Genomic DNA, 22,855 nt, shown 5'->3' on the forward strand with positions numbered 1-22,855 from the left:
TCACGAACAAATGAACTTTAGCCAATTGATAACTGCCATTGAGCAGACGCATACCGAACTGAGCAAGCGGGCGGTTCAGCAGGTCAACACGACCATGACCGTGCGGAACTGGCTCATTGGCTTTTATCTGGTCGAGTTCGAGCAGAACGGCGACGACCGGGCGGCCTACGGAAAGGAAGTTATAGAGCAAATTGCCAAACGGTTGAAGGGTATTCCGGGCATGGCTGTTCGGAACCTGTTTAACTTCCGGCAGTTCTACCTTACCTACCACTGGTTTGGCGAATACGTCCTTGGTCAGTTAGGTACGTTGCCAATTTTGCAGACACCGTCTGCAAAATTGGTAGCCGCCCCGCCAACTCCCGACGACAAGGCTGACCAGCGGTTGCGCCTGCCACCTGCTACGTTGCTCAATACGCTCACGTTCTCTCATTTCATTGAACTGGGCCGGGTTGATTCGGAGCTAAAACGGCGGTTCTACGAAATTGAAGCCGTGAAGAACAGCTGGAGCGTAAAAGAACTCGCCCGTGCTACCACTACGCTGCTCTACGAACGCACGGGCCTTTCAACGGACAAGGCAGGCGTGATTGCCAAAATCGCGGAAAAGCAAACCATCCTACCAGCTGAGGTCATCAGGAACCCCTACGTACTGGAATTTCTGGGTCTTGACGAGAAAGCGCAGTATTCCGAAAACGACCTCGAAACGGCGATTCTGAACCACCTACAAACCTTCCTGACCGAGTTAGGCCGAGGTTTCTGTTTCGAGGCCCGCCAACGGCGCATCACCTTCGATAACACCCATTACCACATTGATCTGGTTTTCTACAACCGCATCCTGAAGAGCCACGTGCTCATTGACCTGAAGCTGGGCCGGTTCGACCACGCCGACGCGGGGCAGATGAACGTGTACCTCAACTACTACAAAAAGCACGAAATGACCGAGGGCGACAATCCGCCCGTGGGCATCATCCTCTGCGCCGACAAGAACGACAGCTTGGTGGAGTTTGCCACGGGTGGACTGGCCAACGAGGTGTTTGTCTCGAAATACTTGGTGCAACTGCCCGACAAAGACACCCTACGGGCACTGATTGAAGCCGAGGTAGATAATCATACCAAAAACTAACGAACCCGCATGGCCATCATTCTCCGCACAACCTACGACAAAGGCGAAGTCAACGAAGGCGAAAACCGGCTGCTGGCTTTCCTGGAAAAGAACCTGCCCGACAGCTACTTAGTGGTGCCCAACGTAGAGCTGCCCCACACCAACCCGCGTAACCGGGCCGTGGAGGTGCTCGAATACGACTGCCTCGTAGTAGCCCCCCACGCGCTCTACCACCTCGAAAACAAGCACTGGCAGGGACACCTCACCGGCGACGACCGCGAGTGGTACCTGAACGGACGGCCCAAAGGAAACCCGCTCCGTACCTGCGCCTACAAAACCAAGGTGCTGGCCAGCAAACTTAAAGAGCAAGACACGGCCTGGGGCCGGGCGTGGGTAGCGTCGGGCATTACGCTCTCGCACCCCAGTATGGTCTCGATGCAGTTGGAAGGCGACAGCGCCGACGTAACCTTCACGCTCGACAAAGGCCTGACCGAATTTTTGCAGGACCCAGACCGAGCCAGATCCTTCGCCGGAAAAATCAGCGAGTTGCAGGAGCCAATCAGCCGCTACCTCACCGCCCAGCAAGCACCCGCGCAGCGGAGGCCCCGGCTGTTTGAAAGCGAGTATGAGATTGTTGAAATCCTGAGCCAGACCGACAGCCGCACCGACTATTTGGTGAAGCCACGAGGCATTCAGACTAATATCTTCCGCAAGATTGCCGAATACACCGTGTCGCTGGCGCATCTCAGTGAGCACAAACGGCGGCTGCAGCTTGCGGCCATTAAGAACCAGTACGTGGCCCTGCGGAAAATAGCGGGTAGCCCATACATCCTGCACGTCGAGTTTCGGAGCGACGACGAGCAGGGCTTTTTCTACGAGATCACCGATTATCTGGAAGAAAGTAGCCTTCGGCGCGAGCTGCACCGACGTACCCAGACCTTTCAGGACCGGCTCGCGCTGCTGCGGCAAGTGGCGCTGGGGCTGAAAACAGCCCATGCTGCTAAGGTGTATCACCGCGACGTCTGCCCCGACAACATCTACGTGGGTGCCGACGGTACGGCCTTTCTGGCCAACTTCGGCAGGTCGTACTTCACCGATACCGACCGGCAGGGGCATACCGTGTTCCCGACGCTGCGCGACGAGGAACTGAGCGTGTACATGCCCTGGGAGATGAGCCGTCCCCACGATGCCGACACCCGCACCGACGTGTATGGCTGGGGCATGACCGCCTACGAAACGCTGGTGGGTCACCTGCCTCATTACGCCGACGGGACGCCCTTCAGCCACTGGGGCGACCTCGACCACCATCAGGGGCGGCTACCGGCCTTGCTGCTCCCCCATACCGTGCAGCCCGAACTACCCACCTGGACGAACGAACTGATTGACCGCTGCCTGCGCCATAACCCCGAAGACCGCTTCGGCAGCATGGACGAGGTGCTGACGTTCATCGACAACGCCCGGCAAGCCGCGCTTCCCGCTGCTCCGGCCACCTTGCTACAGACGGCCGAGCCGAACGCGCCCTACAGCAACCGCGACAGCGAAGACCTGCGACAGGGTGACCGTGCGGGCGACTGCCTGCTCATCAGCAAGATCGAACATGGGGGCTACTCGGAAGTATGGCGGGCTAAACACACCATACAAGGCCGGGACTACGCCATGAAGGTTTTTTTTCCCAGCGTTCAGTTCGATAATGTGGTAATCGAGTTCGACGTGCTGAACGATCTGAGCCACCCTAACGTGGTGAAGTTCATCTACAACGGGCGGCTGGCCAATGGGCGGTATTATACCCTGATGGAGTTGCTGGAAGGTGATAACCTGCGGAAGTACGTGTTTGGTAACCCACCTCTGCGGCTGACCTATCCCAACGTGTACCGGGCCGGACGAGAACTATGCCAGGCCCTGACGTACCTGCACGGCAAAGGATTCATTCACCGCGACATTAAACCCCACAACATTATCTGGCACCGGCAGGAACGCTTTGTACTGATTGATTTCAACGTGGCCGGTACGGAAGCCAATACCGACCGGGTGGGTACTGATGCCTATACCCCACCCGATAAGCTCGAAGGCAACCGACGCACCCGCTGGGATGCCAGTTGCGACACTTTTGCGCTGGGCATTACGCTCTACGAACTGGTGTGCCACAAGCACCCCTATCGAGGGGGTATTCCAACGCTTACCAATGCACCCGAACACCCGCAGCATTACAATAATGATATCTCCGATGCATTTGCAGCTTTTCTACTGAAGGCCGTACAACCCCGCACGGCCAACCGCTTCGAATCAGCCGACGACATGCTGGCGGCTTTAGAAGCGGTTGGCCTCGGGGAACTGCTGCGCCCTGCCCAACCTGCCCTCCCCGCCCCGGTCAGCACCGAAGCTTACGTCAATGCACTGAATAGCCTGTTCAGTCAGTCGCGCTACAACAACGCCGGTACGCGGGCCTCGACAGTACGGGGGGGGGATCCCTTTGCCCGCGACACCTACATTGAAACCCGGCTCGACACCCGCCTGAAGCAGGCGATTTTGGCGGGGACTTTCCGCTTAGTGATTATTACCGGTAACGCAGGTGATGGCAAAACGGCCTTTATTCAACGATTAGAAGAAGAACTTCGGGCCGACTCGCGGGCGAACATAACAGCCCTGCCCACGCAGAATGGAGCGAGTTTTCAAATTGGAGGCATCCTATTTCGGAGCAACTACGACGGGTCGCAGGACGAAGCCGGGCAGGACAACAACACTGTACTCGATGAGTTCTTCCGCCCGTTTGTGGGCCTCACCGACGTACTCCAGGCTACCGAGGGCCGCCTGGTGGGCATCAATGAAGGCCGGTTGGTTGAGTACCTGCAAAGCCGCCGGGCCGAACTGGGGTACTTAGCCGATACAGTCGAAGGGTTTTTCTATAACGAAAACACCTCCGACTTGCCGGCAGGGATGCTCATCATCAACCTCAACATGCGGGCGGTGGTGGGGTCACTCGCTGATACCGAACCCAGCCTGTTCCGCAAACAGGTGCAGGCGTTTGTACGGCCCGACTATTGGCGGGGCTGTGCCGATTGTGCTGTGCGCGAGTCGTGCTTCATCCGGTTCAACGCACAGTCGATGAACGACCCGGTAGCGGGCGACGAAGTGGTCAGTCGCATGGAAAGTTTGGTCCGTACGGTACATTTCCGGCGCGACCTGCACATCACCATGCGCGATATGCGCTCCTTGCTGGCCTTCTGGATCACCCGCGATCACAGTTGCGCCGACGTACAGCAAATGGTGGCGCAGTCGCCCGAGCCAATAACCTGGCTAAGCAAGCACTACTATAATCTAACCGCTCCTCTGAAAGACAGGGGCAACAAGGACCGCTTGGTTGAGAAGCTCCGTAGGCTCGACGTAGGACGCAGCGTTGTACCTGCTCTCGACCGGGCATTGTTTTTCTCACCCTTGGCGGCCCGTAAATATCTCGACTTCGGACAGCGGGAAGGCAATCTCATTGACGCCTTGAATCAATTACAGGCAACCCCTTTAGCGGGCCAATCGGATAATGAACGACAAAAAGCCATTCGAAATGCGCAGCAGCTACTGGCCCGGCACCAGTATTTTGAGGGTAGATTCACCCAGCCCTATTCATCCGATCTACGCGGCAAGGTCAAAGACTCCGATGCAGCAAAGGCCTCCTTACGGCGGTATGAGGGTGAGGCTGTGCGAAACCCGTATCGGTCGGTAAAAGCCTTTAGCGAAATGGTTAGTCTGACCCGGTTGTTCAGCGGAGAGCAGGCACAGCAAGCCACCGAAGGGGCCATACGAAGTATTGCAATAGCCATTGCCCGGCTCGAAAACTGCCACAACACCGACTTGGCGACCCGGTACGTTGTGCAGGCAGCTGGACGGCCCGATCCACTTAGCGCATCGTACCGGCTATTTCCGCTCACGGACTTCGAGCTGGTCGAAGACCGCCGACCCAGTATGAGCGATTACATGGAGTATGTACCGGACCGGCTCATTTTTCGACACCGTGATCCGGCCAACCGACACATTGCCCTCACGATCTCACTCGACCTCTACGAGATGCTGTACTACATAGAGAAGGGCTACGCCCCCTCACTCAACGACCTCAAAGGCCGCTTTGTGGAGTATGGGGTCTTTCGGAACATGTTGGGTAACCTGCCCTACCGCAAAGTAGTAGTAACCGGTAGTGGTCGGCAGCGGCTAAACGCAGGCTCTACCACCAACGAGTACGTCACCATCGAGGCCGACGACCAGAACCGACTCATCATTCACGTAGAAGAACTTTCCTGATCATGCCAATCAAAATACCTTCGGTTAAGAACAAGAGCGAGTTCCGAAACGAGCTGCTTACGTTTATCGACCCTAAAACCATCGACATTGACCGGACCATGACCAACCTCTTCGTGCTGCTGCGATACAAAGGCAGCAAACCGAAACTAAGGCCGCGTCGGGCTTCTGAAAAAATTGACATAGCGCGGCTGGTGCAGGAGCTACAGGACATCGAGACGACCAACCCCCAACGTATTAGCGGGGCAAAAACTTATCCCGATGCCGTAATGTGGTGGCTCCGCAGCAACCTGACCGACCTCGTATCGCGGGGACGTGAAACCGAGAACTTCGCTACGTTGCGGCCTATCCATCTGCAAAGCTTCACGTTTCGGAATGCCCGCCATACCCGCGATTATTTCACTTCCGAGCAGGTGTACTCGTTTCTGAACGAAGATAGTGACGTAAAAAAGGAATTGACTGACTTCCTGGACGAAGGCTGGAATGGCAACAGCATCACCAACAACCGCAGCATTGATGTGGACAGTATCGGCATTTTGCGGTTGATCGAGAACAACACTGTCAAAGCGTATGACGACAGTGAAAATATCTTTGGGCGGGTCCGTCCGTTGTTGCCATCCGATGCTAAACGGTACTGCGACGACGTACACTGCCTGCTGCAATACCAGAAAGTAGTACCCCGGCATGTATTGATCGAGTATATCAAAACCCTTACGGCCTTTCACCTGAGCCTGTACACCATGAAGGTAGTACGCTTTCTGCCCCAGATGGTGCGCGAAGGCCGAACCGACATTGACACGTCACTCTCCCTGGTCGTTGATCTGACCGACCAACCTGAAAGCGGAGCCGCCCGACTGGCCACTGCCGACGCACAGGCTATGTACGATTCAATTCTGGAATATATCCGGGCAACCTTTGCCATCAACCTATCGCTGCGCAACCAGAACCTCACCACTACCAACTCGGCCCACCTGTCTCAGGCACTGGCCGCCTTACGTAACCCCAGTCCCGATTTTCTGGCCGATACGCGCTCGGCCTTGCGGAGCATTGAAGAACATAAGGACAACGGACCGGAAGAACAGGACATGATTCGCGACATTACGGCCTACGAGACTGATGATATTCAACGGTATCTGGCTGTTATGTTGAAAGCTCGGGGAGGCTTCTGGCACAGTGATCTCGTACAGCTGCTGGATACGCTCATGTTGAAAAACAGCGAGAATGGCCTATTGGTAGGGGCACGTACGCGTAGTGGCAAACGCCGGTTTGTGATGGGCACGAAACTGCTGGAAATGCTGGTGCAACTCTGTGTACTGACCCCGACAGAAACCGGCTTTCGCACCGAACCCGTTTCCATGGAAACGTTTTTGACGTGGCTGCACGAACGTTATGGGTTAGTGGTTAGTGGAATCGATACCCCACGCTTTCAGAACGCCGACCTGGAAACTCACCAGGCCTTTCGGAATAACCTGCGGGCCTTCCGCGACAAACTGCGACAGATTGGCTTCTACACCGTCCTGAGTGATGCTTATATCATGCAAAAAATCCGTCCACGCTACGCCCTGAACTCATGACCTACGCCGACTTCATCACCGATATTATTTACGCTACGTTCATCGAAGAACTGCGCGAAGCCCAGCCCGGTCATTGTATGAAGCTATCGGGCGTAGCCGACGGTATTCTAACGCAATTAGCCAGCCGCTTCTGTGCAGATGTCCCCACGCTCGATACGTTCCTGCTCGATGCCGACCGTAATCAAGCTCCCTATATCACGGCAACAAAACTTATCGAGCTTCGGAACCAGGAAGAGCGTCCTTTGCTGGTGCTGTGCCCCTCTACACTGCGTACAGCTGCCGAAGATTCGTTCGGCAGCGCGACGTTCCAAGAACTGCCCATCGACGACATAGACGTGCGGCTGATGATCCGATTGGAGGATCAACTTACACCACAGCTCAAGCCGTATTATGATGCCCTGCTGGAACAGATTGGTCGTCAGCACACGGCGGGCGAGTTCAACACCTACCTGATTGACCTACTCCAACGGGGCCAAACGGGCGAGAACGTAGGCAATCTATTGTTCCACCTAAATCTACTTCCAGACAATCGGTTGACGCAGCACATAGACCAACTAAAGAACAGACTGGTCTATAACCAGCAGTGTATGCAAACGCTAACGACGTTCAGCCTGCCGGTTTATGACCGTGTGAAGCAACTGCCCGTGAGTGATCCGGCGCTGCAACAAACAGTAGCCCAATTTTTAAACCAGCACCCCGAATTACGAACGCCCTCGTCCATCGGCCGACAGGTGTATGAACAGGTTCCGGCGCTAAATTTTGGTTATTGGACTGTTACGCCTTTAGAGCAACACCGGCATGTGCGAGTTGAAGTATTAGCCTTAATGCCCCTCAAAGGCAGTAAAGGCCAACTCAGGCAGGATAGCAACGGTGACTACGTGCTCCTGTGTCCCGCCGATCAGAAAGCCGACGTTACACTGAAATTCACGACCGTACCAGCCCCGCGCAAAGAACCTGAACTAACGCATTTCGAGGTTAGCCTGATGCGTCATGCTGGGGCTGGCGAGTATGAATTTGTGCATCACATGGGCAGGTTTGCCTGTTCAAAATCGAATCGCGATTACCAGACGCGCAAACTCACGCTCGACCCCAGCGTCATCGATACCGAAGACAATTACTTCTTTCGGGTCATGGCCCTTGACAAAAACAACTTACAACTTAATACGGACGATCCTTTCCAGAATCGGGGTCTGCAACAAGAGTGGGAAGCTGAGCAAGCCCGATGCGAACGGGAAGGCATCGCACCCGACAAAACGCCCTATAAGGGCAAATTAACCTGCGACTCGCCCAGCTTTTTGTTTACCAAAGACGAGGAGGAAGGCGTAGACGACGAAGTGCGGGCGGGTCTCGACCGAAAAGAACGCATTGCCAGCGTGTTGCAGAGCTACTTTGACCACCGGCTGGTCCAATTACGAGCCAAAGAAACACCCGCCTCGGTAGCACGCGACGAAACAGATTGGAAGTGGTTAGAGTCGAACAAACAGACGTTAACGAATGTGTTTGTGGCTCGTTACGCTGACCCGCGATTTACGTATCAGGTGGAGGTGTCAGCTAAGCTTCGGCAAATCGAAACCGAACTCCTTGAGCATCCTACGCAACTGGGTATGTGCCGGGTGCAGCTCACCGGCTCGGAAGCCCTGGAGCGTGGAGCCATCGTGCTGAGCATGGGTCCGTTAACCGACCATCCGCTGGCTGCCTCGTTCACAGAAGCCCGTGTGCGGCTGTTTGAGACGATTCGAAGCGATTTACCCACCGACGACGGCATATGGGAGACGTTTGAGCTGTACAAGCACCGAGACCTAGTAGGCGACTACGTTGCGGCCTATCAGCAATTAATCGCAACCCTCTACGCGCAGGTTGAGCAAGCGGCTACACTGGATGATAATTCCCGCCGAACCTTGTTTGATATATGTTATGCCGTGCAACACCTCGATATAATCGAACTACAGGCTACGTTGCTGCGGCAAGAGACCGTGCCAGCTTGTTTGTTACCTCCCTTACATCCGCTCCGTCTGGGCTGGTGGCTACAACTGCTCGACCAGTTTCAACAATGGGAAGATCAAACTGTCGACGTACCCAACCGAATCGCTTACTGGACTGATTCGGTGCAGGCTCTTTTCTTCGGTGGTCTGTTCCCGTCTAACCAGCCATTGGTACTGGCGGGCGTGGATAACGAGTATAGCCACGAATACATTGGTGAATTGACCTATGGGTGGGGGCTGTACCTCCGTTCGGTACCTGTCGAGCGCGATCTGGAGTCAATGAGTTCGCGCAATCGGTTGTTGCTGCAATCCATCCAACGGCTGTTCAATATCACAGGGCGTAAACAGACCGAAAATGACGTCGATAAGCAGGTGGTGCTCCATCATCTGAAAAACTACATAGAGCTACATCCCTACACCGAGCAGATAAATATCAACCTGTTCAACGCAGGTGAAGGTCAGGTCTTTGCCAGCACTCTGGTTGAATTAGAGAAACATCCTCAGTTCCGTGGCTTGCGGTATGAGATTCGATTCTTTTACCGAGCTATCGGTGGCAAAGCCGACCGGCTGGTTCAACACGGAAACGGCATCATCCGCTTGCTGAACCCTGAAGCCAACATTTCAGAGGAGGCCGAAGCATTTACCCGAACCACCGACGACCGGCTACACCCTCGCCTTCGAGTTAGTGTGAACCGGGTTGATGACTATCTGACAAACCCAACCGCATATGATGCTCACTTAAGTTTTCTCATTAATCCTTTTCCGCTACGCACTTTTATCAGTGAGCCATCCGCTAATAGTCAGTCGTATTATTTGAATGGACTGATTGTGGAACCACAGGTCGATGTGCGCGTGAGTCACGAAACGACAACCTATCAGTGGGCCAGGTTCATCACTCCTTCCAACGAACGAGTGAGCGGCCCGCTGGCGGCAAACGTTGCCAACAGCCTCGACACGTTGAACCGGCTGATTAGTTATTACCTCAGCGCCGGCGCTGGTATGGGCGAGACCTCATTACCAGCCACTCAGTTAACGCTCTCGAATCAGGACCAGGTGTTGCTAAATCTGGTGCATCAGGCCAGCGATTGGGTCATTACTTTCGATCATCACCTTGGGCCTGAGCTGTACGACCTACCCAAGGAGGGCGATCAGCTTCCGTTCTTGCTGGACTACATTCCAGGTGAGCGGCTGCTAAGCATGAATACGTACCTGACTACGAAACCCAATGAAGAAGTAGAACATCTGGTGGCCCCTCCATTGGCCCGGTTTAGCCAAGCCCCTCACCTGACACCGGGACTGGCTACTGAACTGCTGGAAGACCTCCGCACTATTTCGGGCACCCTTATTCTGCAACTCAACAGCAATCCGAACCGGGTGTTGGAAACGATTGGCATTGGGCTTACTAAACGGTTTTTGGCCAAAAAAGGAGTGCTGGAAAGTCAGATACTGGTACCTATTGACCTGCACCAGTATCTTTTTAACGATAAGTTGATTAGCGAATCGAAGAGTCGGGCCGACCTACTGCTTGTTCAACTGTTACCGCATGAGAACCGAATTCATATACAGGTTCTGGAGGTAAAAGCACGTACTACTGGATTAGATCAGGGAGCATTGGATGAGTTGATGCACGGCATGACCGAGCAGATGGACAACACCATCCGGGTATGGAATGGACAGTTCCGTACAGATACCGACCGATTTGACCGGTGTATTCGGCAAAAGGAGATGGCTGATATGCTCCGGTTTTACCTCCACCGGGCCGCTCGATACGGGCTGTTGAGCAGCCTTGAACGGATAGTTGGCGAACAATTTCTCAGCCAGTCCGATAATAGCTTCGTGTTCACCTTTGATCGCAAGGGGATCGTGTTTGACTTTGGGGGGCGACAGGAATTCGAGACCAAACAGGCCGATCACGACCTAGCCTTCTTCATCGTTGGTCAGCAGGGTATTCAGGAGTTGCTTAACCCTGAATCGGATGTAAACAGCCGTCGAGCCGACAAAATCACTGATGACGTAGCCGATCATTTTACGCGACGCACGCGACGCCCTTATACCCAGGAAGATGTACGTTCGATCACTCGTACAGAGCCGATACTGCTACTTAGTCAAGAGGACACCGTACCGTTAGTAGCCGCTTTCGCCCCATATCCGACCTTACCTGTTTCCGACCTACCCTTAATTGAAGAGCAGCAAGCACCAGCCATATCACCATTGGTTACGGATATTCCTGCCAGTAACGAGGTTGTTTCAGTGCCGGAGCGACCTATACCACCGTCTTTCGACATTCTGATCGGTGATGATGAGCTGGGTGGGCAGTACGGTATTCTAGGGCAGACGGTGAGTCAAAAGACGGTTGCTATGAGTTTGAGTAATACCAATACGATAAGCCTTTTTGGTGTGCAGGGCGCGGGTAAGAGCTACACATTAGGAGTCATTGCCGAAATGGTCCTCAAGTCAATGCAGGGCATCAATGATTTAACTCAACCGCTGGCCGGAGTTATCTTCCATTACAGCGACAGCCAAGACTACGCACCGGAGTTTACAGCCATGAATCAACCCAACAGCCGGGATACAGAGTTACAAAAACTTAAAGCGCAGTATGGTGCGACCGCCGATCGAATTGACGATATCGTCTTGCTTGTACCTAAAGCCAAGCTGGAAGAGCGTCAACGCGAATACCCCAGCCTGACGGTACTACCGCTTACTTTTTCCTCGAAAGAGCTTAGCATCAAAGACTGGCTGTTTCTAATGGGTGCTTCCGACAACCAATCGCTTTACATGAAGCAGATTAACAACCTGATGCGAATGATTCGTCAAAATATTTCCCTCGGTCTGCTAGAAGATACCATTGCCAATACAACACTTTTGAATGATTCCCAGAAAGAGCAGGCCCGTTCACGGTTGATGCTGGCCCATGAATACATAGACGATCATACCCGGTTGGGCGGACTGGTTCAGCAGGGACGGCTGTTGATAGTCGATTTACGCGATGAACTTATTCTTCAGGATGAGGCGCTCGGTTTGTTTGTTATCATGCTCAACATTTTCGCCAATGTCAGACAAGAAGACGGCCAACTTTTTAATAAGTTCATTGTTTTTGACGAAGCGCATAAATACATGAACAACCGTCAATTAACACAAAATATCGTGACGGCCATAAGAGAAATGCGGCACAAAGGTGTTAGCCTACTTATTGCCAGTCAAGACCCGCCCAGCTTGCCTAATGAAATCATTGAGTTGAGTTCGGTCCTTGTCATGCACGAGTTTCGGTCACCGCAGTGGCTGAAACACGTACAGCGGTCACTAGAACCCACCGCCCGGCTAACCGCGCAGGAACTGTCCAATCTGAAAGCTGGTGAAGCTTATGTTTGGGCTGCCAAAGCCAGTAGTAAATCAATCAGTCAACAACCCATTAAAATTACCATTCGTCCTCGTGTCACCAAACATGGTGGTGCAACGATTAAGGCAGGCATTACTTGATGTTTTTTTTTCTGGAAATTTTTATCGATGATTTAAGGGAAGCTGTATGCAAAAGAGCTAACCTTAACGTGAATTATGGATGGCCAGAGCTTTAACTTATTGATTGAAAGCGCATAGGATATATATATCGGCAATCGAGATTCAATTTCGGTGATGGGTGCAATTTCGGAACAAAACGCGTCGGCGCAATAAATCAAAACCTGCTCGACCGTACCCCTGCCGTTTGAGCATTTTCAAGCGGTTCACTTGACCTTCCGTCTGACCGCGCCGCGGAGGCCGTTACTCCAATCCGATACGAAAGCCTGCTCAACAGCGGCATAGTCCTGACGCAAGCCCCGGACAAATCCTGTATAGGCAGATACTTTTTCGGTATCCTCACACCACTTGGCCAGACCCTCGGCCGATTTTTGCTTCATCAGTTGCCGAAATTGATCACTCAGTTCATATACCTCTCGAATTGACGTGTGTTCGTTCAGCAGATGAGTTAAAAACGCCTGTTCATCGGTCGACCAATCCGTGGGTGACTGATTCAAGAGCCGACTAATACGCCGACTACTAAAGTTGCTCCCTTTGCGGGCGGGTGGTAAAACGGGGGCTATCTCCAACCGAGGATAGGCAGATAGAAAGTTGGCTAAAATCGTATAACTACCATTATAACCGAAGGATTTGATCTCTGTCAGTAGGTCTTTTACACAGGTTTGCCCCTCGAGCCATCGTCGACGAAGATAACCCTCGTACAGATATAAGTTTGACCGCTTCATGACCATTCGCGGAACGAATGTATCCTGCTTCCAATAGCGCCTGACGGTGTTTCTGTCGGACGGCCGATGCCGCAACACCCAGATGCCGGGCGATTGCCCGCATACCGTGTCCTTCCGCCTGGAGTTGTTTAACTTTTTGGAAGGTCACATAGCCTTTGGAAGTGCAATCAAATTTGGCAGTTGACATGAGTTGGGATATGTCAGTCTCCCAAGTGATAAATGGTGGTAGCTTATCCTCAGTCAGTTGTTGTGTGATCATTGGCTTCTCTTCTTTTAGCAGCGTGGCCGACATGGACTGGTTAATGTTAGTTCGTTGGGTATCTGGAAAGCGTTCCACTGCTTCCGAAAGGTTAGCTAGTAAATGCCACCGATCGGCTACTTGCACGGCGCTGGGGCAGGCAATAGTAATGGCATTAGCATACACACTCGAGCGATCGCGCGTCACCAACTCAACGCCCGGACGGTTGGCCGCTGCCATGATCACGAAACCAATCTTCCAGCGTCTTGCCCTCGCGGTCGGGTAAGACATCGATGGGTTGGTGTCGATCCAGATCAATCGCTGCGGCGAACCGTTAGAATGGTGCCATAGCGTCGTCCTTTTCTGAATGCAAAATCATCCACGCCCAAGCGAATGGGAGTAGGCTGATCCTGGACAGGCGTACTACGGCTGATGCGCAACAAAGTTGAGTGGCTCACTGGCTGGCCGATTAGCTCACAAAGTCGGGCACCTGGTCGAGCACCGGTTAGTAAGGCGAGGGCCTGCATGGGTTGCTGGGCTCGGTTTAGTCGGCGAGCATAGGGAAAGAAGTATTCCGATGCAGTTTGGGCGAAAATTTTACGGTCACATTGGTCATTTCGGCAGAAGAACTTGCGCAGATGAATCCTGAGCGAAACGGCTTTTCCGCAAATAGGCAAATCGGTTAGGGTTCGTTGATAGAAGCTATGCACCTTATTGGTCGGCAGCTGACAGGCTGGGCAGCGACCAAGGGTCTGAGTGGATATCAAGCTGATGTGAAGAGCGGTTTCACCAATGGTATGGTTAATAAGTTGAAAATGATTAGGTAGAAGTTGAGACAAATCTATGTCCAAACTTGGTAAAATACCACCTCATCACCGAAATTGAATAAGAACCAGTTTTGACGGAATATACAACACAATCATCTCCGGCGGGATGATGACAGCCGCAGCTCACACAAAACCCTGAACTGAACTCACATACTCACTCATGTTCATTGAAGGTGTATAATTCTAGATACCGAAGTTCTTTCAATATCATGTTTTTTTAAATTTAGTTAACATAAGGTAAATTATACAACACATGGTATTACCCTAAAATAGCTTGGCATTAATTTATAAGACTATGAATAACAGCTTATTATGTGGGATCAAGGAAAAACCCAAAACAGGATTTGTTAAACGACAGGTTATTGAGTATTATCGAATGGGTGCTTACTCAGAACGTCAAGTATTGGAAGCCGTTGGCATTACACGTACCATATTAAGACGCTGGAACCGATCTTATCAGCGCTATAAAAACCGGATGTATAAACCTTTACCGAATCTGAAGTTTATGAATACCAAAACGTCGAATGAACTTGCTGCTTTAAAAAAGAAACTAGCTGAATTAGAGCAACATAACAAAAAGCTTCAGCTACAGAATGAAGCATTAGAAACGGTGATCAATCTTGCCAAGAATGAATTTAAGATTCCGATCCGAAAAAAGTCTGGTCCCAGGCAGTAAGTCAACTGAGCATGCAACATCCTCTGGTTAGTATGCGGGAACTCTGCGGACTGTTTGGGAAAAGCCGCCAGGCTTGGTATGATGGGCAGAAACAAGAAGAACAATCGTTATTTGAACATGAACTGCTTCTGGAGCAGGTACGGTTGATCCGTAAAGATTTACCTCGTATCGGAGCCGAAAAGCTTCATTTAATGACCGCAGACTGGTGTCATCAACATGGGATCAAAATCGGTAGAGATAAGTTTACCGATTTATTAAAGCAACATCAGTTATTGGTTCCGCGACGAACCCGTAAAGTATCAACGACCATTTCCCATCATCACTTCTTCAAGTATACAAATCTGACAGGGAACCTTGTTATTGATCGCCCTAACCTACTATGGGTCAGCGATATTACGTATATATCTGTTAATAGAGGGTATTCATATTTAAGTCTGGTCACCGATGCGTCTTCAAAAAAGATCATTGGCTGGTCATCAAAGCCGAATTTAGGGTTGTCGGGTCCTGTCAGTGCCTTGAAAATGGCATTGAATCAAAAAGGAATCAAGCGGGATAAAAAATTAATCCATCATTCTGATTGTGGTATTCAGTACTGCTCCCGTCAATATACCAGTCTTCTACTTGAAAATGCTATCGGGATCAGTATGACCAGTCAGAGTGAAGCGAGTGAAAATCAAATAGCCGTACGGATAAATCGGACGATAAAAGAGGAGATCTTAGAAAATCGTGGCTTTTTGAATCATGAGCAGGCGTTAATTGCTATTGAAGGTGCCATAAATGCCTATAACCTGCTTCGCCCCCACTCCAGTTGCGACTATTTAACGCCTGCCCAGGCTCATCTCCGGGAAGGACTGCTACGTAAAAAATGGCGGTTATCAAATCGTCACAGACATCGAAAAGTACAAGTCGAAGAGCTTGAATCGATGAGTTAAAATCCGTCAAGAAAAAACAGGGCAGCTCCTTGTTTTCGTTTAACGATTGGAATTACCGTTTTGCCAGCAAAACGGTAATCAAGTATCCAAACGAATCAGGAAGCGAACGTATTTAACGCCATTTGTACTCGGGAAAAGCGGACATTCCTTCCATTAAATACTTCGTCCAGAATTCAAGGGTGATTTCGTTCCATCCCTGATTAAATTCTCTGGTAACCGTGAACTCAGTGGCCCGGTTGCCCTTCATCGTTACCTGATCGAGCTGGGCAACCATAGCTGATCCCCCCTCCTCTTCAGAAACCATATGGCCGATGTACGTTCCGGGGCGAAGGTTATTGGTCCATATCCGGCACCAGCCTTTCACCTTGCCCAGCGTTAGCCAGCGGTATAGCTGGAGGCCGTACCGGTCGTCGGTTGCCGGATTCACCAACGCACCAAGCTGAGGGGCGGACGATTCGTTGGCAATGGCCTGCCGGATTAGTTCAAGTGCTTTCGTTATTTCAGTCTCAGTCATTGTCCGTAGGTTACCCAACCCCACTCCGGGTTGGCGTATTTATTGTACTTAAAAATACCTCTTTGCTGGTTCGAAAAAAAGCAAAAGGAGATTGATAGACAGCTTTTTATCGCCCAATTGATTCGATTCAGCCGGCTCAGCAAACGGATAGCCAATGCTCAGGGTGAGTTACAGGTACGTACCACTCAGAATGGCCCAAAGCACACGAATGATGAGTTGCTGCCCGGTATACGTATCGAGTAATTCAATGGGCTGATTCTGGTGCAGCGAAACAATCGGTGAACGAAGCCACTGGTGGAGAACATGGGGCTTTTCAAATGCCTGCATCCCCAGGCAATAGATTTCGGCCAGCCCAATGACTTTTTCCGAATGAGCGCCCGACAAAACTCCCCCTTTTAGCTGTTTCTGTCGATACGTTTTCGGGCTGATACCAAAAAGCCAGGCCATTGTCCGGGGGGACAGGGACAGCTTCTCCCCGACCTGGACGGCTACCTCGACTGGTATTCCCTGGCGAATCAATACAATGCGGTCGAGATCGGAGTTGAGCGGGGGTGCCTGATAGGTTTGGCTACTGAGTACCGACTGGAGCGATGGTTCTGGATTCTGCATCCCCTTACTGGTTAGATCGTTGATGGGATTGCTCGATGAGTGCTGCCTTTCCCCTATCCGCCCCCTGAGCGGACTTGTTGTACTGCCGACCGATCCGGTCATTTAACAGACAGGCCAGCGCCCGGGCCGAATTGATCTCCCCAAACGCATACGCATTGGTCAGTATACAGGACGCGGCCTCCTCCATTAAGTGCTCATTCATACCAGCCCATACCCGCCAGAGGGACAGGTATAGGCTCCAGTGCATCTGGGGTGAAATGTCGTTTTTCACCGGCATCTTGAACCCCTCATACATCGTCTTGTGCCCCCGTAACCCGACCTGATTGATCTCTTCCAGGCAGGCGCTTCGCTTGAGGGTATAAGGCCGGATGATGCCATTTTTATAGATGATTACGGTCGTTCCTGCTGGTAGAAACGCAGCCTGGGGTGAAAACTGTTTATCGCCATCCCTTGAGACTTCGTAGCCGTTCAGCGCCTGTTTGGCCCAGCTAAACGGACTACGGGGGTCCCGATAAAGCGGAATGGCCTGTAGGATTTTACGGTTGAGGTCAAGCCGGTATTTCCGTTGATGTACCGACAGGGAATCATTCCGTTTGCTGTGGGTCTGAAGGTAAAACTCATAGTCCTTCGGGGTGATGATTCCCCGTTCGTAGACAAACTGGATCGTGTCTTCGTTGGCAGCCTTCGTGGCGTCTTTATTCAACTTTTTAAGCGACTGGAATATCCGGTCGGATGGCAAACCCATAAACTTCTTCACGCAGCAATTGCCAACCGTAGCCCGGTTCTGGTTGGTCGTATTGTACAGAACACAAAGCTCCTTGGTTGGGAAGTGGCCACACAGGCAGGTTTCGGGTTGTGACGAAATGAAAATGGTCAACAGCTTCCATTCCGGGACGGCTTTATCCCAGTTTTTGGCCTGGCTGAGGGCAATAATGGCTTCCGCTAATACCTGATGTGCCATGTCAGTTTAGGGGCCCCAGATAAGAAGGGAAATGCCGCCCCAGACGATAATCGTCATGATGATCATAAACAGCAGGCCTATGAGCGGATAATAATCAGGTTTCCGTGTTTCGTCCATGATTGAATCGGGGAAAATCAGATGGTTGCGTCACCCCCTCCGGCTGAGGCCTGGATGTTCCGGGTGTTTTTCTGGACGGTAATGGCCCCAAACAGAGCCAGCAGGAAGGAAATCCCATAAAATCCTTTTTCGCTGGGTAAGAGCGTAGTGGCATTAAACAGACCCACGATCAACAGCAGGATCGGAATGATAGTCGCTACCCAGCTCAGCGAATAGTAGGCCTGACTGACGGGTATAGTCTCGGTACGGTCGCGGACGCATTTCTGCAAGAGAACAGCCGAATAAAGCCCGAACAGGATCACGATAAAATAAAAGCCTTTTTCGTTGAGCACCATCGAGGAGTTCCATAAGCCTATGAGATACGTGCCCAAACCGGCCCCCGGGGCGATATAGGAGGCTTCGATAAAGGCGTTGGTTGGTTTATTGGTCATACAGTATATCAGATAATACACGTAAAATTACAAAATGCCCTCCAAGATAAAACAAAAGATTTATATGCCAAATGGCACACAGGAATCTTTACGGGAAATCGCCTTCTTTTTATCCGTATTTGCCCCTTACATGATCTTTTCCGGAAGCGTCAGGTATCGCTTACATATAAAAGCTATATCGAATCTGGGGTACTTCCTCCTCCGTCAAATATTTCAAAATCTCTCCGACCTTTCTGGAACATTCAATTGTAATCGGGTTTTTTTTATCGAACTGGGTATTGTTCCAGTTCATTTTGGTCAGGGCGAGTATTTCCTGGCAAATTTTCTCGGGCGATTCGTCATTGGAAAATAGTCTGATCTCTAACGGATTGGGTATGTACATACCCGGATAGGTGTTATAGTATTGAACGAATCCTCTACTGTAGAGGACATGCGTCTGGTCGTCGAAGGACGCTAACGTGCCTCGTTGGGGTGGGTAGTTGTTGTTGGCGTATAACCGGATGGATGAGGGCATGATCGTGACCAGATCCACGGCATTGATGTGGTTGGCATAGGCTGCATTCCGGAAGCCCTCCATCTCGGCTTCATTGTAATTAGAGCTTTTATGAATGACCAATCTCTGAGGGAAAATCTTCAGCGCATCATAGTACTCTTTGAGGGAATTATTCATCAGCTCAAAGGCCTGATCCTCGGTTAAATGAGGGTCTTTGTCGCCTTTTTTCAGCGTAATGGGCGATCCCCGTAAGATGACCCCTTTGCCATGCTCGTTGAAGATTTGCGTGACGCTCGTCTGAATCGTTTGTTTATCCCGACTCCGGTAGAAGCTGATGCCGGCAAAGCAAACAATGGATGTTTCATTTTTTATTAACGCCCAGGGCGTGCCGGATGCTTTATAATAGAGGGCGGTAAAGAAGTTCCAGGCGATAGTGGCGGCATCCTGCATGTCTCCCCCCGGATTAACAATGCGGTCCCTGACGATCTGAATGGGGGCATTGTAAAGCATGGCTCTTGCTTTGAGCTGCCTTCTGAAATCATTCTCCTCGGGCGAACTGGTTTCCTCTGTATCTTCTTCTGGTTCAACCGGTTCAATCGGTTTTCCCGTAATGATTTCCACGATTTTCTCGCTCATTACGCACAGGATCACATCCGGTTTTTTGTTCTTGGTGAGGAATTTGATTTCGTCAATGTACAATTCAACGAGGTCGTTAATGACCTGGTTTGAATCGGTAGCGGCCTTGATTAATTTGTCAAATTCGGAATGGTTGATTTTCCGGATATATCCCTCGTCATAGATGATTTCGGACATAAAACCGATGTCCTTGTTGAAGCCGCAGAACCCGGGAAACAGTTCGTTTAATTTGGACGATTTTGGCTCGATATACGTCCTGCAACGCTCGATCCAGCCCAGAATGGACTCCACGCTTTCACTTCGCCCAATGATGCCTATTTTGATTTTTTCGGGGCGGATTTTAGCCAGATCATAGGGATTGTATTGCCAGATTCCACTTTTGGGGTCAATGAATTCATTCGTTCCAAATTGCAATAATGGCTCTGGAAGTAATTTCAATTTCATGATTGAGTCAATGAGGGAGTCTACACTTGATTAATATCAATTTCTGCCAGGGTCAACAGGTCGTAGGTGTCGGTTTCGGACAGGGAATTGAGCAAACAGAACTGAAGGAATCGAAAGTGATTATAGACTGCTCCATTGTTCTCCACGCGTTTGAGGGCGGTAATCTCATCTGCTGCAAACACGTACTCAGACCAGCCATCCCGGGTGAGGCTCCAGGTAGGATTAATTGCCAGATAAAATCCAGTTTGAAAGCGTAGGAAGGTGGCTTTAAAGGCCAGATGCCTGAACGCCACGATCTGCGTTTTTTCCTTGTTGAATCGTTCAAAAATGACCGTTCTGGTGGCCTGTTTGATTCCTTTCCAGGTGATTTTCTTTTCTTTGGCGATGGGGCCTACCCTGAAACGGTAACACTTCTCACTCTTGATCCATTCGATTTCTTTTCGATTTACTTTTTGTCGAAAGCATAGGTTCAGCAGCGATATAAAGACGGATTCGACAGCCGGGTTTGAATCCAGAAATTCTTCGACGGTATACGATTCAACCGCTTCCGAAATCCGGGAGTACGCTTTACTTCTATTCCCAAGATCATGAAAGGAAATGAGCAGATGGTTAAACACCTCAAATTCGGAATCGAAGGGTGCATTCGTAAATAAAAGTGCCCGTAGGGCAACTTTACGATCTGTCGCTTTCCGGGTTAGTTTAAAGTCAGTCTCCCAGCTCTTCTCGATGATTTCGCTGCGGTTGAGCGTTAGTTTGGCCACGTAAATCGTTTGAGGGAACGTTACTTTCAGGAGATTGGCTATCGTCCGGTCCTGCTTTTTTTTTTCGGCAATATCGCTTTCTGAAGCGACCACGATGGCTTCAGCCGGACTGGCTCCTTCGTTTTCTGCCGCTATATCCCGCTCGATCAGCGTAAATACGTCTTCAAAGTTGGCTTTGATATGCTGTTGAACCGTCAGACTATTCATATCCTTGAGGATACTGGTCAAATCGGCAATCGTGGCGCGAATACGGGTGTAGAGGTCAATGGAATCCCGAATCCCGGCCAGATCAGCCTGGCTTTTCAGACTGACCATAGCTTCGTTTAACTCCTCTATTTCCTTTTCCCAGTGCTGGATATATCTGATCCGCCCGATAGGCTTGTAAAACCTGGCACTCTCGGTGATGATGGGAAATATCCGGTTGTAGAAATTACCGTTCCTGGCAATCTCCAGCAGCTCGAACATGCAGTTTTCTGACTGGAGGTATTTGTCAGAGAGAACAACGAGAACAAATCGCCCCTGCCCGACTGATTTCATAAACTCGGTAATCAGACCTTTAAACTGAATATCGGTTTTATCCCGGACCAGACGGAAGCCCCTCGACAGGCAGACAGTTTCAAATTGATCAATTATCTTTTCACTTTCAGGCTCCCAGGCATAGGAGACAAATATCTCTGGTGTGATTGGCTTACTCACAAAAAGGTTTATGGGGAAAAAGTAAAAAAAAACTGTTAAGTTACTATTCGGTGGCGATAATCGACAAACATACAGGAATTGGCGAATACTACAAAGTTCTGTATGTGGTTTACCGAACGGGGAGGCATCAGGAAGACCATTCAGTAATTTGGTCTTTTATGCCTCCCTGTTTTCACTCCTTTTTCCCGGACTTTCTGTGGAAAAGCCTGTCATACCATATTTCTATATGGTCTATTGGTTTAGGTCTTATTAAATTTATTAGTAAATGAGCTGGAGATTCACCGGAAGCATCATAGGATTACAGTTAAAGATGGTTCAACCTGTTCGCCTTTAATGTTAGAGCGTTCAGGCTGTTAACGAAAACGAAACCTATTCCGATTCTTAAAGATGATTAGTTTAATGCGATATAATTTTGTGCGTTGAATGTGGAGTAATTTAAGGGAAGAATCGCTTTAATTTCGGAGGCTATAATTGGATATTCGTATATCCTGGCTGTGACAGTAATTGCTTTTCCGTAAGCTGTTCGGCTATGTTGATATAACAAGGTCCAGAACACGGTAGCATCGTCATCACAGGCACACGAGATCGCAAGTGCCTTTGTGTAAATCTCATGTTCAGCATTGTTAAGTATAGCAGCTATGCGTTTTCGAAATTCTTGAATTAAGTGAGTTTCTTCGGCAATGGGTATCCATTGATCTAAAGGGATGGATTGCGATTGTATTGGGTCATTGAGGATTCTGATGGCTGGGGTGAGGGCATCCTCCTGAAGAAATTGTTGATTGACACGATTTATACTCATAAAATAAATGTTTATAGATATTACAAACATCATGTGTGCCGTATCTAATGGTATGAACTATAAAAGTGAACCAGTAAGGGTGTTACCGGAAAGTAGTTGTGAATTAACGGTTAAGTTTTAACCTAAAGCCGGATCAAGTGCTTACGTTTGCGAATGGCATTCAGTACATATCAGGACACTAAGACATCGGTCAGTTAAGGCAATACTCCGTTATTGGGGCTGACAAAATTGTGTTGAGACTATGCTCCAGATCAGCATATTGCTGAATATTTAAATAAGCTACTGCCTGATTTGTTGTATTAGGTGGTTCGATGCAAAATTTATCAGAGTCTTTACCATATAAAGGTTCTATACTATACTTGATAGTAGACAAGTTCTGGTTATTTGGTCCATATATAATTGTCAGGTCTACCCCCTCCCAGTTAATTCGTGCAATTGGATGTTCTATTTTAGTGTACTGAATTTGTCCTGATCCCCCGAAAGTGAGCCAGTGAAAAGTAGAGTAAAAAAACTAACTTTCATTGGTAACCAAAAGGGAAAT

The 22,855-nt window shown here is 50.2% G+C and carries 16 protein-coding genes; 6 read left to right on the plus strand and 10 right to left on the minus strand.

Annotated features, from left to right (window positions below; translation table 11 throughout):
- Positions 1-10 precede the first annotated feature (10 nt).
- From AC23NW_RS32780 to mads8, 4 genes are read left to right on the plus strand one after another with little or no spacing between them, the layout of a single operon-like run.
- Positions 11-1,120 (plus strand): PDDEXK nuclease domain-containing protein, encoded by a 1,110-nt coding sequence (locus AC23NW_RS32780; protein WP_487454868.1) that lies wholly within the window; start codon positions 11-13, stop codon positions 1,118-1,120.
- 9 nt (positions 1,121-1,129) lie between these two features.
- Positions 1,130-5,386 carry a methylation-associated defense system protein kinase MAD6 gene (mads6, locus tag AC23NW_RS32785; protein WP_487454869.1) on the plus strand — a complete coding sequence of 1,419 codons (4,257 nt, stop codon included), beginning with the start codon at positions 1,130-1,132 and terminating at the stop codon, positions 5,384-5,386.
- Positions 5,387-5,388: 2 nt separating this feature from the next.
- The gene (mads7, locus tag AC23NW_RS32790) at positions 5,389-6,957 is read left to right on the plus strand and encodes a methylation-associated defense system protein MAD7 (protein ID WP_487454870.1); all 1,569 of its coding nucleotides are present in this window, start codon (positions 5,389-5,391) and stop codon (positions 6,955-6,957) included.
- Positions 6,954-12,419, plus strand: coding sequence for a methylation-associated defense system ATP-binding protein MAD8 (mads8, locus tag AC23NW_RS32795; RefSeq protein ID WP_487454871.1), 5,466 nt, complete (start codon positions 6,954-6,956; stop codon positions 12,417-12,419). Before mads7 ends, mads8 begins: the two co-directional genes overlap by 4 nt.
- 242 nt (positions 12,420-12,661) lie before the next feature.
- On the opposite strand, the gene AC23NW_RS32800 is transcribed toward mads8, so the two are convergent.
- From AC23NW_RS32800 to AC23NW_RS32810, 3 genes are read right to left on the minus strand one after another with little or no spacing between them, the layout of a single operon-like run.
- Positions 12,662-13,186 carry a transposase gene (locus AC23NW_RS32800; protein ID WP_487454872.1) on the minus strand — a complete coding sequence of 175 codons (525 nt, stop codon included), beginning with the start codon at positions 13,184-13,186 and terminating at the stop codon, positions 12,662-12,664.
- Positions 13,071-13,736, minus strand: a complete 666-nt coding sequence (locus tag AC23NW_RS32805) for a transposase (RefSeq protein WP_487454873.1) — start codon at positions 13,734-13,736, stop codon at positions 13,071-13,073. The genes AC23NW_RS32800 and AC23NW_RS32805 overlap by 116 nt, the downstream gene beginning before the upstream one ends.
- Entirely contained in the window at positions 13,733-14,269 is a 537-nt protein-coding gene (locus AC23NW_RS32810; protein WP_487454874.1) for a transposase family protein, read from the minus strand. Before AC23NW_RS32810 ends, AC23NW_RS32805 begins: the two co-directional genes overlap by 4 nt.
- 271 nt (positions 14,270-14,540) lie before the next feature.
- Between AC23NW_RS32810 and AC23NW_RS32815 the strand changes: the two genes are divergently transcribed.
- Together AC23NW_RS32815 and AC23NW_RS32820 are read left to right on the plus strand one after the other, a co-directional pair.
- The gene (locus tag AC23NW_RS32815; RefSeq protein ID WP_487454875.1) at positions 14,541-14,921 is read left to right on the plus strand and encodes a transposase; all 381 of its coding nucleotides are present in this window, start codon (positions 14,541-14,543) and stop codon (positions 14,919-14,921) included.
- 11 nt (positions 14,922-14,932) lie between these two features.
- The gene (locus tag AC23NW_RS32820; RefSeq protein ID WP_487454876.1) at positions 14,933-15,853 is read left to right on the plus strand and encodes an IS3 family transposase; all 921 of its coding nucleotides are present in this window, start codon (positions 14,933-14,935) and stop codon (positions 15,851-15,853) included.
- Between the two features lie 112 nt (positions 15,854-15,965).
- Here the strand turns inward: AC23NW_RS32820 and AC23NW_RS32825 are convergent, their stop codons facing one another.
- The 7 genes from AC23NW_RS32825 to AC23NW_RS32855 all read right to left on the minus strand — a co-directional run bounded on the left by AC23NW_RS32825 (position 15,966) and on the right by AC23NW_RS32855 (position 22,314).
- Entirely contained in the window at positions 15,966-16,367 is a 402-nt protein-coding gene (locus AC23NW_RS32825; protein WP_487454877.1) for a hypothetical protein, read from the minus strand.
- Positions 16,368-16,535: 168 nt separating this feature from the next.
- Entirely contained in the window at positions 16,536-16,976 is a 441-nt protein-coding gene (locus AC23NW_RS32830; protein WP_487454878.1) for an antitoxin Xre-like helix-turn-helix domain-containing protein, read from the minus strand.
- A 4-nt stretch (positions 16,977-16,980) separates the two neighbouring features.
- Positions 16,981-17,937: a hypothetical protein gene (locus AC23NW_RS32835; protein WP_487454879.1), complete on the minus strand. Its 957-nt coding sequence runs from the start codon at positions 17,935-17,937 to the stop codon at positions 16,981-16,983.
- A gap of 134 nt (positions 17,938-18,071) precedes the next feature.
- Positions 18,072-18,485: an inner membrane protein YiaA gene (gene yiaA, locus AC23NW_RS32840; protein WP_487454880.1), complete on the minus strand. Its 414-nt coding sequence runs from the start codon at positions 18,483-18,485 to the stop codon at positions 18,072-18,074.
- Between the two features lie 160 nt (positions 18,486-18,645).
- Positions 18,646-20,058, minus strand: a complete 1,413-nt coding sequence (locus AC23NW_RS32845) for an argonaute/piwi family protein (RefSeq protein WP_487454881.1) — start codon at positions 20,056-20,058, stop codon at positions 18,646-18,648.
- 20 nt (positions 20,059-20,078) lie between these two features.
- On the minus strand, positions 20,079-21,515 hold the full coding sequence (locus AC23NW_RS32850; protein ID WP_487454882.1) for a toll/interleukin-1 receptor domain-containing protein: 1,437 nt from the start codon (positions 21,513-21,515) through the stop codon (positions 20,079-20,081).
- A 391-nt stretch (positions 21,516-21,906) separates the two neighbouring features.
- Positions 21,907-22,314 carry a hypothetical protein gene (locus AC23NW_RS32855; RefSeq protein ID WP_487454883.1) on the minus strand — a complete coding sequence of 136 codons (408 nt, stop codon included), beginning with the start codon at positions 22,312-22,314 and terminating at the stop codon, positions 21,907-21,909.
- Positions 22,315-22,855 lie beyond the last annotated feature (541 nt).

It is taken from the genome of Arsenicibacter sp. R0_47 (assembly GCF_057652235.1).

Excerpts from the sequence above, each read along its gene's own strand:
- AC23NW_RS32780 (WP_487454868.1), top strand. The coding sequence starts at position 11 with ATGAACTTTAGCCAATTGATAACTGCCATTGAGCAGACGCATACCGAA.
- mads6 (WP_487454869.1), top strand. The coding sequence starts at position 1,130 with ATGGCCATCATTCTCCGCACAACCTACGACAAAGGCGAAGTCAACGAA.
- mads7 (WP_487454870.1), top strand. The coding sequence starts at position 5,389 with ATGCCAATCAAAATACCTTCGGTTAAGAACAAGAGCGAGTTCCGAAAC.
- mads8 (WP_487454871.1), top strand. The coding sequence starts at position 6,954 with ATGACCTACGCCGACTTCATCACCGATATTATTTACGCTACGTTCATC.
- AC23NW_RS32800 (WP_487454872.1), bottom strand. The coding sequence starts at position 13,186 with ATGGTCATGAAGCGGTCAAACTTATATCTGTACGAGGGTTATCTTCGT.
- AC23NW_RS32815 (WP_487454875.1), top strand. The coding sequence starts at position 14,541 with ATGAATAACAGCTTATTATGTGGGATCAAGGAAAAACCCAAAACAGGA.
- AC23NW_RS32820 (WP_487454876.1), top strand. The coding sequence starts at position 14,933 with ATGCAACATCCTCTGGTTAGTATGCGGGAACTCTGCGGACTGTTTGGG.
- AC23NW_RS32825 (WP_487454877.1), bottom strand. The coding sequence starts at position 16,367 with ATGACTGAGACTGAAATAACGAAAGCACTTGAACTAATCCGGCAGGCC.
- AC23NW_RS32830 (WP_487454878.1), bottom strand. The coding sequence starts at position 16,976 with ATGCAGAATCCAGAACCATCGCTCCAGTCGGTACTCAGTAGCCAAACC.
- AC23NW_RS32835 (WP_487454879.1), bottom strand. The coding sequence starts at position 17,937 with ATGGCACATCAGGTATTAGCGGAAGCCATTATTGCCCTCAGCCAGGCC.
- yiaA (WP_487454880.1), bottom strand. The coding sequence starts at position 18,485 with ATGACCAATAAACCAACCAACGCCTTTATCGAAGCCTCCTATATCGCC.
- AC23NW_RS32845 (WP_487454881.1), bottom strand. The coding sequence starts at position 20,058 with ATGAAATTGAAATTACTTCCAGAGCCATTATTGCAATTTGGAACGAAT.
- AC23NW_RS32855 (WP_487454883.1), bottom strand. The coding sequence starts at position 22,314 with ATGAGTATAAATCGTGTCAATCAACAATTTCTTCAGGAGGATGCCCTC.